General features: G+C 59.3%; 12 protein-coding genes. 5 read left to right on the forward strand and 7 right to left on the reverse strand.

Annotated features, from left to right (window positions below):
* The first annotated feature begins 13 nt into the window (after window positions 1–13).
* The 3 genes from AC3RLQ_RS18145 to AC3RLQ_RS18155 all read left to right on the forward strand — a co-directional run bounded on the left by AC3RLQ_RS18145 (window position 14) and on the right by AC3RLQ_RS18155 (window position 3,217).
* Complete coding sequence (locus AC3RLQ_RS18145) at window positions 14–706, forward strand: outer membrane lipoprotein-sorting protein (protein ID WP_493030066.1); 693 nt, start codon at window positions 14–16, stop codon at window positions 704–706.
* An 8-nt stretch (window positions 707–714) separates the two neighbouring features.
* On the forward strand, window positions 715–1,971 hold the full coding sequence (locus AC3RLQ_RS18150; RefSeq protein ID WP_493030067.1) for a class I SAM-dependent RNA methyltransferase: 1,257 nt from the start codon (window positions 715–717) through the stop codon (window positions 1,969–1,971).
* Between the two features lie 151 nt (window positions 1,972–2,122).
* On the forward strand, window positions 2,123–3,217 hold the full coding sequence (locus AC3RLQ_RS18155) for an iron-containing alcohol dehydrogenase (protein ID WP_493030068.1): 1,095 nt from the start codon (window positions 2,123–2,125) through the stop codon (window positions 3,215–3,217).
* Here the strand turns inward: AC3RLQ_RS18155 and AC3RLQ_RS18160 are convergent, their stop codons facing one another.
* The 5 genes from AC3RLQ_RS18160 to AC3RLQ_RS18180 form a co-directional block, all read right to left on the reverse strand.
* A complete protein-coding gene (locus tag AC3RLQ_RS18160; RefSeq protein WP_493030069.1) occupies window positions 3,218–3,817 on the reverse strand; it encodes a hypothetical protein in 600 nt (199 codons plus the stop codon).
* Between the two features lie 238 nt (window positions 3,818–4,055).
* The gene (locus AC3RLQ_RS18165; protein WP_493030070.1) at window positions 4,056–4,577 is read right to left on the reverse strand and encodes a hypothetical protein; all 522 of its coding nucleotides are present in this window, start codon (window positions 4,575–4,577) and stop codon (window positions 4,056–4,058) included.
* A 52-nt stretch (window positions 4,578–4,629) separates the two neighbouring features.
* The gene (locus tag AC3RLQ_RS18170) at window positions 4,630–5,655 is read right to left on the reverse strand and encodes a methyltransferase (RefSeq protein WP_493030071.1); all 1,026 of its coding nucleotides are present in this window, start codon (window positions 5,653–5,655) and stop codon (window positions 4,630–4,632) included.
* Window positions 5,656–5,701: 46 nt separating this feature from the next.
* Window positions 5,702–8,350 carry a M56 family metallopeptidase gene (locus tag AC3RLQ_RS18175; protein WP_493030072.1) on the reverse strand — a complete coding sequence of 883 codons (2,649 nt, stop codon included), beginning with the start codon at window positions 8,348–8,350 and terminating at the stop codon, window positions 5,702–5,704.
* A complete protein-coding gene (locus tag AC3RLQ_RS18180; RefSeq protein ID WP_493030073.1) occupies window positions 8,347–8,751 on the reverse strand; it encodes a BlaI/MecI/CopY family transcriptional regulator in 405 nt (134 codons plus the stop codon). The genes AC3RLQ_RS18175 and AC3RLQ_RS18180 overlap by 4 nt, the downstream gene beginning before the upstream one ends.
* A 147-nt stretch (window positions 8,752–8,898) precedes the next feature.
* Between AC3RLQ_RS18180 and AC3RLQ_RS18185 the strand changes: the two genes are divergently transcribed.
* Both AC3RLQ_RS18185 and AC3RLQ_RS18190 read left to right on the forward strand, forming a co-directional pair.
* Window positions 8,899–10,386, forward strand: coding sequence for an MFS transporter (locus AC3RLQ_RS18185; protein ID WP_493030074.1), 1,488 nt, complete (start codon window positions 8,899–8,901; stop codon window positions 10,384–10,386).
* A gap of 40 nt (window positions 10,387–10,426) precedes the next feature.
* Window positions 10,427–11,332, forward strand: a complete 906-nt coding sequence (locus tag AC3RLQ_RS18190) for a PIG-L deacetylase family protein (protein ID WP_493030075.1) — start codon at window positions 10,427–10,429, stop codon at window positions 11,330–11,332.
* Window positions 11,333–11,678: 346 nt separating this feature from the next.
* Here the strand turns inward: AC3RLQ_RS18190 and AC3RLQ_RS18195 are convergent, their stop codons facing one another.
* Both AC3RLQ_RS18195 and AC3RLQ_RS18200 read right to left on the reverse strand, forming a co-directional pair.
* On the reverse strand, window positions 11,679–12,524 hold the full coding sequence (locus AC3RLQ_RS18195; RefSeq protein ID WP_493030076.1) for a hypothetical protein: 846 nt from the start codon (window positions 12,522–12,524) through the stop codon (window positions 11,679–11,681).
* A gap of 152 nt (window positions 12,525–12,676) precedes the next feature.
* Window positions 12,677–13,498, reverse strand: a complete 822-nt coding sequence (locus tag AC3RLQ_RS18200; protein WP_493030077.1) for a hypothetical protein — start codon at window positions 13,496–13,498, stop codon at window positions 12,677–12,679.
* Between the last annotated feature and the right edge of the window lie 13 nt (window positions 13,499–13,511).

Below are 13,511 nucleotides of genomic sequence, written 5' to 3' on the forward strand. Positions count from 1 at the left end.
CACCCGCACCGCCATGAAGTTCATCTTTCTCGCCACACTGCTGCTCACGCCATGCCTGCGTGCCGCAGGGGCGCAGCCAAAGACCGCCGAGGAAATCATGCTCGATGTGCGCCAGAGCTACGCCGGGCAGAACCAAAAGCTGCAGGGTGAACTTCGTGATGATGCCACCGGCCGCACCGAACCTCTGGAGCTCACCATGGGAAATCAGGTCATGAGCTTCCTGTTCTCCAACCCACCGGCTGAGACCATCCGTGTCGATTTAAACACCTCCCCCGCCAGGCTGTATCAGGTGATCAAGGGCACTTCAAAGCAGGTTCCCTCCAGCCAGCTCGGCAGCAAGGTGCGCGGCATGGATTTGAATTATGAGGATCTCTCCCTCCGCTTCCTCTACTGGCCGCACCCGCAGCTCATGGGCGAGGGCCGCGTCAGCGGACAGAAATGCTGGATCGTGCGCGTCATCAACCCCGGCAGGGAAGGCCCCTACTACGCCGTGGACGTTTGGGTTCATCAGGCCAGCGGTGGCGCGGCCAAAATGGCCGCCTATGACCGCAGCAGCAAGGTCATCAAACGCTATGAAGTCACCAAGATGCAGAAAGTGAATGGCACGAATGCCTTGAAAGAACTACGGGTCGAAACCCTGGATCCCGCCACCGGCAAAGTCCAAGGCCGCACCTACATGAAGATGAACACCCCCGCCAAACCCTGACGCGACGCATGCAACCGCCGCGCAAATTCACGCCCCATCCCTTCGCCTATCACCAGGAGCTGGACGTTCGCATCGAAAGCCTCACCAACGAAGGAGCGGGAGTCGCCCGCGTCGATGGCTGGGTCGTCTTCGTTCCCTTCACGCTCGCCGGAGAGCTGGTGAAGTGCCGCGTCTTCCGCAATCACAAGAACTACAGCGAGGCCGACTTCGTCTCTGTCATCGAGCCCTCACCGAACCGTGTCACACCTCAGTGTCCTTTGTTCAGCCAGTGCGGTGGCTGCCAGTACCAGCACCTCTCCTATGAGGAGCAGTTGCTCTCCAAGCAACGCCAGGTGGCGGAGCTGCTCAAGCACATGGCGAAAATCGAGCACCCCGTGTGCCCGGTGATCCCCTCACCCGTTCAATACGGCTACCGCTCCAAGATCACGCCTCACTTCCAGCGTCCGAAGGAAGGCGGCATCGGTGCCATCGGTTTCCTCCGTGCCCGCACCCGCAATGCCATGGTCGATGTCGAGCAATGCCCCATCGCCATGCCCGAGCTCAACGCGCAGCTCGCCGCCGTGCGCGAGCGCGCCCGTGCAAACTCCGCCGAATTCAAAAACGGCGCCACGCTGCTCATGCGTGCCGCCAGCAACGGCGTCCTCACCCGCCCCGATGAAATTGCCGTCGAAGACGTGGACGGTGTCCGCTTCGAGTTTCAAGCAGGCGACTTCTTCCAGAACAATCCCTTCATCCTGCCCAAGTTCGTCCGCCACGCCATCGACGAAGCCAAAGCCACCGGCGCAAAGCATCTCGTCGATGCCTACTGCGGCAGCGGCCTCTTCGCCATCAGCGCCGCGCGCGACTTCGAAAGTGTCATCGGCGTCGAGATCTCCGAAACCGCCGTCAAAAAAGCCGCGCACAACGCCGAGATCAATTCCCTCACCAACTGCCGCTTCATCGCCGCAGATGCCCAGCACGTGTTCAAAGACGTCCCGCATGCCGGAGCCGACACCGTGGTGATCATCGATCCTCCGCGTGCAGGCAGCAGCCCCGAGTTCCTGCAGCAGCTCTTCGCCTTCAATCCCAAAGGCGTCGTCTACATCTCCTGCAATCCCGCCACGCAGATGCGCGACCTCGTGCTCTTCACCGAGGCCGGATTCAAACTCGGCACCGTGCAGCCCTTCGATCTCTTCCCGCAGACAAAGCACCTCGAATGCGTCATGACGCTGAGCCGCGACTCCAATGATGGGATGGCCAATCCGATGAACAGCGCTTCCGCGTAAACAGCAGTTCGCACAAACTCTCTCAAGCCATGCAAGTCATCGATCCATCCACGGCTGTTCTGTAGTACCGGCTTTAGCCGGAATCCGGTCTGGCTTCAGTATCTCTGACTCCCAAAAACACGAGCGACCTTCCATCCGTAAGCCCTGGACCATGAACCGCTTCGAATTCGCCACCGCCCAGCGCATCATCTTCGGCCGCGGTGTCTTCCGCGAACTCCCCGAACTATGTCGCAGCTTCGGCCAGCGCACCCTCCTCATCACCGGCAGCCGCCCGCAACAATGGGAAGGCCGCCTGCCATACGTCGGCGTTCATTCCACCAGTGGCGAACCCACCGTTGAAGACATCCAAACCGGCGTCGCGCTCGCCAAACAACTCAACGCCGATGTCATCGTCGCCATCGGCGGCGGCAGCGTGGTCGATGCCGGCAAAGCCATCTCAGCCATGAGCACGCAGCCCGGTGGGTTGCTGCGCTACATCGAAGTCATCGGAGAAGGTAGACCGCTTGAGTCAGCCCCCCTGCCCTACATCGCCGTCCCCACCACCGCAGGCACCGGTGCCGAAGCCACGCGCAATGCCGTCATCGCCAGCACCGAGCACCGCATCAAAGCCAGCCTGCGCCACATCTCCATGCTGCCGCGCATCGCCTTGATCGATCCCGAACTCGCCGCCGATGTCCCGCCCTCCGTCACCGCCGCCAGCGGCATGGATGCCCTCACGCAATGCCTCGAAGCTTTCGTCTGCTCCCGCGCCCAGCCCATGACCGACGCCCTCTGCCTCGATGGCATCCAGCGCGCCATTCGTTCCCTCGAACGCGCCTTCCAAAACGGCCACGACCTCGAAGCCCGTGAAGAAATGGCCCTCTGCGCACTCAACAGCGGCATCGCCCTTGCGAATGCCGGCCTCGGTGCCGTCCACGGCTTCGCCGCCCCCATCGGCGGCATGTTTCACGCCCCCCACGGCGCCGTCTGCGCCGCACTCCTCGCCCCCGTCTGGGAAGCCAACTCCACACGTGTGCAAGACCGCACCAAGTTCGCTCAAATCGATTCCATGCTCGGAGGCGATGCCGTGTCCTACCTCCACGCCCTCACCGCACGCCTGCTCATCCCCAAACTCAGCCAGTGGGGCATCGCCGAAACCGATCTCAACGAAATCGCCCACAAAGCAGCAGCCGCCAGCAGCATGAAAGCCAACCCAGTATCACTCACGCATGAGGAGCTGACAGCGATCCTCCGCGCGGCCTTGTGATCACTTGAAATTCGTCTTGAACGTCTCCCTCGGCTTCATCCCAAGAAACTTCACCCTCAGCTCCGGATGCGCTTGCAGATGCCGCGACAGCTCAGGGCAGTTGGTTTCAAAATGCAGGAACTGATTGTCATCGGCAAACACGGCCATGATGTAATACTTGTACTCCTGCCCACCAACGTTGCTGCTGTCACGATCCGAATCATAGCGCGTCGACAATGATTTGAATTCAATGCTGCGACGCGAGCCTTTGGCCACCGCAGGGATTCCCTGCGTCTCTGAAGTCGCAATGATGAGCTCTTCTTGGCCGCGCGCGTATTTGGCCGACGTTTCCATGGTCACCAGCAGGAAGGTGGCTGAAGCCGAGGCCATGGGCTGAGTTTTGGCACTCTCGATGATAATCTCCGGGGTCATTGTCATCGTCATCATATAGGACGATCCTGAGACTGGAGTGTTTCGCTTGCCGACCTTGGCCTGGATATGCAGAGACGGATATTTTTTCTCCATCTTCTCCTTGGCAGCTTTATCCGGCTGCTGCCCCACAACATTCAAACTCACACTAATCAAGCCGATGATGCAGGACCATATGATTTTCTGGTTCATAAGCAGGATAAAACCACGTTTCGCACCCAATCGTCAAGCCCCATGTCGAATCCACGCAGACGAAGGCGCAACCTTCCCGTCCGCTCTGTTCTGCAGCGTGGCGCAACCTTCCCGTCCGCTCTGTTCTGCAGCGTGGCGCGACCGTCCCGGTTGCCCGTCTCAATCCTCTCTCATAGGCAAAAAGAAAGCCGGGGCTGCTTTCGCAAACCCCGGCCCCGCTCGTTGTTGGTTGCGGTAGTTATTTGATGTCGCCGGCGAAGCCAGCGGCATTGAGGGCGGCGGTCAGTTCGGATTTCGTGAACTCGCCTTCGACAGTGAATGAGGTGGCCTTCGCGACGATGTCGCTCTTCGTGATGCCAGGAACAGTCTTCACCGCATTGGCAGCGGCCGTTTCGCACTTCTTGCAGCAGAGGTGCACACCGGAAACAGTGGCCTTGGTCATCTTCGCTTCCGGCTTGGTGCTCGCCGTTGATTTGCTGGCGGTCTTGGAAGGTTCACCACCTTCGATTTTGCCAAAGTATCCTGCAGCAATGATCGCCTCAGCCGCTTTCATCGCATCACCCTTCTTCTTCGATGTGATGGTCACCGTCGTGCTCTTTTCAGGAACATCAATCGTGACACCTTCGCCGATGCTGCCAGCCTTGGTGATGCCCTTGGCGCAGCTGCCGCAGCAGTTGTGCACGCCAGTCATGGTGAGTGTGGTCTCAGCGCGAAGAGATGCAGTGAGAGCGAGGACGGAAAGCAGAGTGATTAATTTCATAAGCGAACTCTAAGACGATACGACAACTCGGTTTATTTGCACAATTTAATTTTTAACGTCGAATCGCTGTCATGAATCCACGCGCCACCGCCGTGTCATGATACTCACCCGGTGTGAATCCCGCTTCATCCAGCAGCTCTGCATACTCGCTCGTGCTGTAGCATTTCCCCTGCGTGGAATGCATCAGCAGGCATGAATACTCCGCCACATGCAGCGGCCCTGTTTTGTCTGCATTGATGAACGCATCATGAATGATGAGCAGCCCGCCAGCCGGCAGCGCCGCATGTGAAACCGCCAGCAGTTTCTTCACTTCCGGCACGCCCCAGTCATGCAGCACGTTGGAAAACAGATGCACATCGCACCCCGCAGGCATGCCATCAAACATGTTGCCCGTCGCCACGCTCACTCGCTCCGCACACCCGCGCTCTTCAATCAATTTGGCCGCGATGCGGTCCACCGGCGCCTGATCAAACGCGACCCCTCTCATATGCTTGTGCTGCGCCGTGATCGCACACGCATACACACCCGACCCCGCGCCAATGTCCAGCACGCAGCTTCGTCCCTTCAGATCCAGCTTCTTCGCCAGCGCCTGCGAAAGCAGCACGCCGCGGCAGTCCATCGCAGCCGTGAACTTCCGCGCAAAGTCCTCCTGCTCCATGGCCTTGTGCCAGTCAAAGGCCGCCTTGTCACCACTCCACCCCGCCGGCTTGTCCGTCCTCAGCACTTCCAAAAAGTCGCGCGCAATCGGGCGATCATGCAGCGAGGCAAAGTAAGGCCTCACCTCCCACACCGGCCCCGCGCACAAAAACTCACGCGCCACCTCCGTCGCCTGAAACACACCGCCCACATTTTCCACCCAGCCATTCGCCGCAAACAACGTCATCATCGTATCCGTCGGACGCTCCGTAAATCCAAAGTGCCCGCAAATGCCCGCCAGCGAAGACGGATTCGCCGACAGCCACGTAAAGAAATCCACACTCAGTGCCGCCGTCACCATATCCGCCCCATACAGGCAGTCGCGGTAGCGGTAAATGCTCGTCGGATCAGTGGCAGGCGCAGAGGTCAGGTCGTGAAACATAAGGCCGCATGATGAAGGCGGCCCCTATGAGCAGCAAAACCTGATTTCACTTTTTCTTCTCCTCTTCTTTGATCGGTCTCGCGATCATTTGTCCCGTGATAAACAGAAGGCGCGACATACCTTCAGTCGGCTGGGCGGCCATGACGAAGGTCTGTCCGTCCCAAGTGCTCAATGCCGTGGAGAAACGTCTTTTCATGTTGGGATCGTTGCTGACCGTGAAATTCAGGGTGCCTCCATCCCCGCCGATCTGCGCCTCCACAGTCATCCCGCTGCCGCCCATGAAGGCGGGCAGCACATACGCCAGCGGCATGGATTCCGGATCGCCTTTCGGCTTCAAGATTTCGAGGTTCAGATGATAGTCTGCCCTCTCGGCCATCCGCTGCAGCACCGTCGCAAACTGATCGTTGGTGAAAACACCAGCCACGGTGAACTGTCGCAGCACATCCTCGGATGGAGCTGACGCCGCAATGGATAACGGCGGCGGGTCCATGGGGGCGGCGGGCTTTTGATCGCTGGGCGGCACAGGAATCCAGTTTCGAGCCAGCTTCAAAAAATCGCCCTTCATCTCTGCGGCATGTACCGTGACGATAACGCTCCTTTTCACCGCAGCCTGATGGAGCTGCCAGACCCAGACATCAATGAGATCCAGCTTGGGCTTGGTGTTGCGCACCGTGAGTTTTCCATCCTTGAGCACCGCCGAGGCGTTCTTTTCAAATGGAATGCCTGCGTCTTGGAGCACCTCCATGGGCGGCTTGTCTTTTGGAAAATTCGGAGGAACCCGGTACACGTGCTGACTCCATTCGTTCTCACTTTTGTCCGGCACATCGATGCCTGCGCTGGAAAACCGCGGCGCGGCGGTCGGTTCAAAACTGGCAGCTTTCTCGCCCGTCGGATTCAGCGCTTCGGCGGTGATGAGCACGGTGACGTTTTTTTTCGGCGTTGCGAGATGCGTCACGAGGGTCTCACCGCTCGCCAGTTCCGCCTGTGCGGACGCTGTGTAAAATTGCACTCGATCCCAAACCGGCTTGTCCCCCTTTTGGGGCAGCCACGGATGCACCCCATCTGGGTCAACGCCCAGCCCCACTTTTGCAGCGACCAGCGCTTTGCCATCCCCCGCCAAATGGGCGGCGATCTCGATGCTCGGCCCGATGAGTTTGAGAGCATTTCCGACAGTCGCGTCTTTTAGCTTCTCAGGAAGCACCTCCTTCACAACTTCGTTGGTGACATCCTGCCCAAACTTGGTCGTAATAGCCGGCAGGGTTGCCAGGTCGATGCCCTTCTTCTGCGACACCTGCCGCCAAAGCTCCCTGGCTTCATCAGGCTTTAAAATGCCTCCATGCACCCCAAAATAGCTGCCCGCTTGAATCAATCTGCACTGAAAATAGACCAGCGGCGTCACCTTGTTAGACTCGTCAACGATGGATTCGATTTGATCGAGTGCCTGCTTATAATGACGCACGATCAGTTGTGCGGTCACAGGGTTGTATTGAGCGCTGGCCCCTTCAGGAAAAGGAATGCCGCGATCCTCCAGCAAATCGCGGGCGGTTTTCCGGGTAATGACATCAGTTGCTGCCGCCTTTCCCGGCGCAAAAGGATCCTCCTGCACCTGCGCCGCCGTCAGAAAATCAGGCCTGACTCTGTATGCCCGCGTGTGCATGGCCCCATCATCCGCCTTGGTCTTCACCGTCACCTGCGCAGCCGCCGTCGCAATCCCAAACGACGCCGCAATCAGCGGAGCCACCACCGCAAACACAAGGCAGCCCAGCACAAACAGCGCCCCAAGCTTCTTCCTCCCCCCCCGAGCCTCCATCAACGCCACCAGCCGTACCTTCAGCCTCTTCGCAGGTCGTGAATAAGCAATGGCCATCACAAACTCTTGCTGCGGCGCAGATCGGTCAGCCCACGTCAGCAGAAAGTCCGCATAGGCCGTATGGTCGCACCCCTCACCCACAGCCGCAGCATCACACATCTCCTCACGCGCCCGGGCATATTCCTCCACGAGCGCATGCACGAAAGGATTCCACCACAGGAAAGCACGCACGATGTTTTGCAGCAGCACCACCACCGTGTCATGCAGGCGCAGATGCTCCCCCTCATGCCGCAGCAGCCACCGCCACTGCCTCGGCGTGAGCTTCCCAAAAGCAGAGACCGGCACCGCGATCACTGGAAAAAACCAGCCCGCCACACAAGGCGTCCCCTCCTGGTCAAAGACACGCACGTGATCTCGCTTCAAGTCCTCCGGCAGTTTGTCGTACTCTATGGACGCAGGCTGCCGCAGCCGCCACGCCCAGCGCTGCACGCGAACACTTTGGTACAATAGACGCGCCCACAAGGCCACAGTCACCAGCCAGAACAACCAGCGCAGCACACTCACCACATCATCCACATCCCAGCCTCGCCTCTCAGCAGCCACCTCCACCTTCGGCACACTCGCTGGCGCCACACTCACCCTCCAGTCCGCCTTGAACGTCTCCTTGATCGGCGTCCATACCGGCACGCTTTCCTCCTTCTTCGGCAGCAGGTCCTGCACCCTGATGTCAAAGGGCGTGTACAGACACATCAGCACCGCCAGATTCGCCAGAATGCAGCGCCGCAGCGCATCGCGAATAACAAAGCGCACCAGAAGCCACGCCGCCGCGCCAATCACAAGACTGTGAACCAAAAAATTCAGCGTGCTGACCGTCTCCGCATTCATGACTCCTCCCCCTTCTTCCCCGTGCTGTTGCGCACATACTTGCGCAGTTCCGCCAGCTCCTCCTCGCTGATGTCACCGCTTTCCACCAGGCAGCGCACCAGCGCCAGATTGCTCCCGCCAAAAAAGCGCTGCTTCAAATCCACCAGCACACTGGTCCGTCCTCGCTGTTCCGGCACCGCCGGCTCATACGCATGACTCCGGCTCGAGTCATCCCGGTTGATCCATCCCTTGGCCTCCAGCCGAGTCAGCTGCGTTTGCAGCGTGTTGCGCGTCACCGGATCGCTTCTCCCCTGATTCACCGCCTCCAGCAGTTCCAGCACGCTGCGCGGATGCTTTTTCCAAAGAATGTCCATCAGCGCCTGCTCGGCGGCGGACAACGGCGGGAGTGATTTTTTAGCCATATTTCGCGAGTTTGCCGACAAATGTCGGATTTGTCGAGCCCAAACTCCGACACCTGTAGGATGTCTGCCCACCGGCAATCCCGTTGATGAATTCCGCCCACGCCGCCCGTTGACTTGCCTCCCATCTCCTGACAGCATCGACCCGCCATGTCCTCTCCCGCACCCAAATTCACCACCACCCACTGGCTCATCATCATCATCGCCAGCATTGGCTTCTTGTTTGACACCTATGAGCTGCTGATGACGCCCCTCGTAGCGGCCCCGGCCATCGCCGAACTCCTCAAGCTCCCGATGAACAACCCCATCGTGACCACCTGGGTGGGCAATCTCCTCTGGATCGCCGCACTCTGCGGTGGCGTGTTTGGCCTGCTCGGCGGCTGGCTGGTCGATAAATTCGGCCGCAAGAAGATCATGGCACTGAGCATCTTCCTCTACTCCTTCTCCCCCTTCTGCGCCGCCTACTCCACTTCGCTGGGCATGTTCGTCTTCTTCCGCAGCACCACCTTCATCGGCGTCTGCGTCGAGTTCGTCGCCGCCATCACTTGGCTCGCGGAAGTCTTCTCGGATAAAAAGCAGAAGGAAAAGTGGATGGGCATCACGCAGGCCTTCGCCTCGCTCGGCGGTGTTTTTGTCACGCTCGTCAGTGTCTGGATCAACAAGCACGGCGTGGATCTCCCGCACATCGGTCTGCCTGCCGGTCTCGGATCAAACGATCCCTCCACCTGGCGCTACCTCCTCATGACGGGCATCCTTCCCGCCATCCCCATCGCACTGCTCCTGCCATTTGTGCCTGAATCCCAGGCCTGGAAGGAAAAGAAAGCCGCAGGCACGCTCAAGCGCCCCAGCTTCGCCGCCCTCTTTGCCCCCGAGCTCCGCCGCGTCACCCTGGTCACAGCCGCCCTGTCCGCCTGCGCCTACGGCATCGCCTTCGGCGCGCTCCAGGTCACCGTGTCACGCGTGACTCCCGGCCTGCCGGAATTGAGAGCGCAGTCCAAGGCCTTGGCACCACTGCGCAAGGCCGGTGAAGACCTCAACAAGCAGCTCAATGCACTCCCTGCCACCGACCCCGCCCGCAAAGAACTCATCGCGCAGATCAAGGCCAACTTCGGCCAGCAAAAGCCCATCAACGATGAAGTGAAAAAGATGGCCGACACCGTGCAGTTCTACCAGGAAATGGGCGGCCTCGTCGGCCGAATCGCTCTGGCCATCCTCCTCATCGTCGGCATCAGCCGCGTGGCCTTGTTAAAGGTCTTCCAGGTCCCCGCGCTCATCATCCTGCCGCTGACTTACTTCTACTTCTTTGAGCAGGGCGGCAACAGCTTCCTCTGGGCCTATGGCGTCTGCGGACTCCTCACCGTCGCTCAGTTCAGCTACTTCGGTGAATACCTGCCCAAGGTGTTCCCGATGCATCTGCGCGGCACCGGCGGCAGCTTCGCCACGAATGTCGGCGGTCGCATGATCGGCACCAGCATGGCCTTCGTCACCACCAATCTCGTCGCCCCCATGCTCGCCGGCAGCGGCCCCATGCTGCCCATGCATGTGGCCAAAGCCGCAGGCATCGTCGCCACCGCCATCGTGGTGCTGAGTTTCCTCATCGGCTTCATGCTGCCAGAACCCAAGGCGGAAGAGGCTTGAGCCGAGAGAGTCTATGTCATGGCGGCGTACTCCTGCCGCCATGATTCGCTCTCTTCTCTCTCTCGCCATCTGCTTCGCCACCTTCACCCTCCACGCGGAGGATCCAAACGACGGCAAGCTGCGCATCATCGTCTTCGGCGCCCATCCCGATGATGCCGAATACAAGACCGCAGGCACAGCCGTGAAATGGGCCCGCCTGGGCCACCACGTAAAACTAGTGTCCGTCACCAATGGCGACATCGGCCACTGGAAAGATGCCGGTGGCCCTCTGGCCCAGCGCCGCGCCGCAGAAGTGGCGGCCTGCGCCAAAAAGCTCGGCGTGACCTCCCAGGTCCTCGACATCCACGACGGCGAACTCCTTCCCTCCCTCGAAAACCGCAAGCTCATCACCCGCGTCATTCGCGAGTGGAAGGCGGACATCGTCATCGCCCACCGCCCTTGGGATTATCATCCGGACCATCGCTATGTCGGCGTGCTGATCCAGGACGCCGCCTTCATGGTCACCGTCCCCTTCATTGTTCCTGACGTGCCGTTTTTGAAAAAGAACCCCGTCTTCCTCTATTCCAGCGACGGCTTTCAAAAGCCCTACCCCTTCACGCCGGACATCGCCGTCAGCGTGGACGATTCATTCGAGCAAAAACTCGACGGCCTCCACGAGCTCACCTCCCAGGCCTACGAAGGCGGCGCCAGCGGCTCCGCCGAATACGTCGCAAAAGACGTCCCACCTGCCGACAATGAAGTCGCCCGCCGCGCCTGGCTCAAACGCCGCTGGGGCGCCCGCCAAAGCAGCGAAGCCGAAAAATACCGCCCCCTCATCATCAAACTCTACGGTGAAGAAAAAGGCAAGGCCGTGAAATACGCCGAGACCTTCGAAGTCTGCGAATACGGCCGCCGCCCCAGCGCCGCCGAGATCAAGCAGCTCTTCCCGTTTTACGATCAGAAGTAATGCCCGCTCACCGAATTTCTGAAATTTCCTTCGCATCGCATTTCCACTGAGTCCCTCTTTAACAAAACCGTTTTCGAACTCATCTCAGCCCTGAAAGGGCTGGGGACTCAGCCCAGGGTCAGCCGCGTGTCCTACGAAGCTCGCAGAGCGAAGGAGGAAGCCTCGGCGAGGCGACCTTGGGTAGTGTCATCAAAAGCCAGGAAGCAAACCCAGCACTCCGCCGCGCTCAGCTTCCACCAGCAGCGTCCACAACAAGCCCCGAAGCATGCCTGCTTCACAGAAATTCCCTTCACTCCCAAATTTACGACGGCGAGCCTGAACGCACGTCATTCATTATCCCTTCCTCTCACTTCAGTGCCTTGAAGCGGACTTGCAGTTTTTTGAGCGCATCCTTGTTGGCGGCGTTTTTGCGTTCCAGTTCACGCAAAAGCGTCGCGGCACGCATTTTGTCACCCGCGTTCATGAGGTCTTCGGCGTGATTGGCCAGATCATTGAGCTGAGGGGTAAGGCCGGTGGTCGCGGCAGTCTGGGATGCCTTGCCTGGATTCCCCCGGGCATGGCCGCCGAAAATGCTGTCGACCGTCAGCCACGTGGCTTCGGAGCCATCCTCAGAAACGGCCAGCCAGAACAAGACATTATTTTCGCCGCCAGCTTCCAAGACTCGGCGGTTGGCCACAACGGCGTCCACCTTCTGCACGATCCACGCATCCTGCTTAGCACCCACCTCAAGCTCCTTCCCGTTCCAGCGCAGCTTGAGTTCGGCTTTCTGATTCCTGCCCACCCAAACGATGTTCTGAATGTCCTGCGGGAAATTTTTCACCGGCTTGATGGCAGTTCCGGCATCGGCTTTCAGCTCCACCATTTCGCTGATGTTGATCGGGGTGATGAGCTTCAAGTCGTCGCTCACAAAATACCATGCGGCCCGGGTATCGCTGAAAACGAGCTGGAACACCCCCACATCCACAAAGGCATGCTCCTTGTACGGATTCTGATTCATGCCATTCCCCGTCACCGGAAAGATGTTTTCACCATCGTAACGCAGATGCCTGAGCGAGTTCGTCCCCCGCAGATCCCAAAGCACATTGGTGATCGAGGTGGCAAATTTTTCCACCTCAGGCCATTCCTTTTGTTGGCCCTGGGCAAGACTGGCGAAAGCGAAGAGAGAAAGAAAAACGGCATGCAGCGGTCTCATGGGGGCCGATTCTGGCATTCCAGACAGCGTCTGGCAATCTCCAAGCCACAGGCGTCTTTTGCAGTCGCAAAGCGAGGAGTGCTCAAGCGAGCCAGCAGCTCTTCCCATTGATGACGCGAAATCAGAAACGGTGAGCGCATGCCTCAAACCTCCTACCGCTTGAGAGGCGCAAAGCGTGCTTTCAATTGTCCCAGCGCTTCTGCGTTACCTGCGCATTTCCGCTCCAGCTCCCGCACCAGCGTTGCTGCAGTCATAGGGTGGTCCGCTTTCATCAGATCCTGGGCGTGATTTGCCAGATCGTTTTGCCGCGGGCTGAGTCCGGGGATTTGGGCGTCAGCGGTTTGCAGTCCTGACCGGTGCCCGCCAAAAACGTCCGTGATTGTCAGCCACCATGCCGTGGATCCATCGGCTGAGAAGACGAGCCAGACCGTCGTCTTGTTGTCGAGTTGAAACTCCAAGGCCCGCCGGTTGGCGATGACCGGCTGCACAAAATTCACCTGCCAGTGCGGGTCTTTGACGCCCACTTCAAGCGTTGTCCCGTTCCAGCGCAGCTTGGCGGGAAGATGGTCACGCTCCCCGACCCAGACCACATTCTTGACGTCCTGCGGGAAATCCTTCACGGGTTTGGCCTGGCCGCTTTTTTCCGGTTTGAAAGTGACCTCTTTGATCACATAGGCCGACATGATTTGCTTCAGATCATCCGTCACCAAATACCAGCCTGACCTCGATTTGCCATAATCGAAGCGAAAGACACCCGCATCGATCAAGGCGTGATCGAATGCGCTCTGCGGCTCTCCATCATTGCTGAGAGACCTGAATTTTTCGCCGTCAAATCGCAGGTGCTTGAGATTCGCGGTGCCGCGCAGATCCCACGTGATGTTCGTGATGTCCGAGGCGAATTTCTGAATCTCCTGGGCAGCCAGAGCACCGGCAAAAGCAACCAGGGCGAGGGACAACGTGATCAACGGCTTCATGCGCTTGAATGAT

Source organism: Prosthecobacter sp. GW821-HT29F12, from assembly GCF_058803405.1.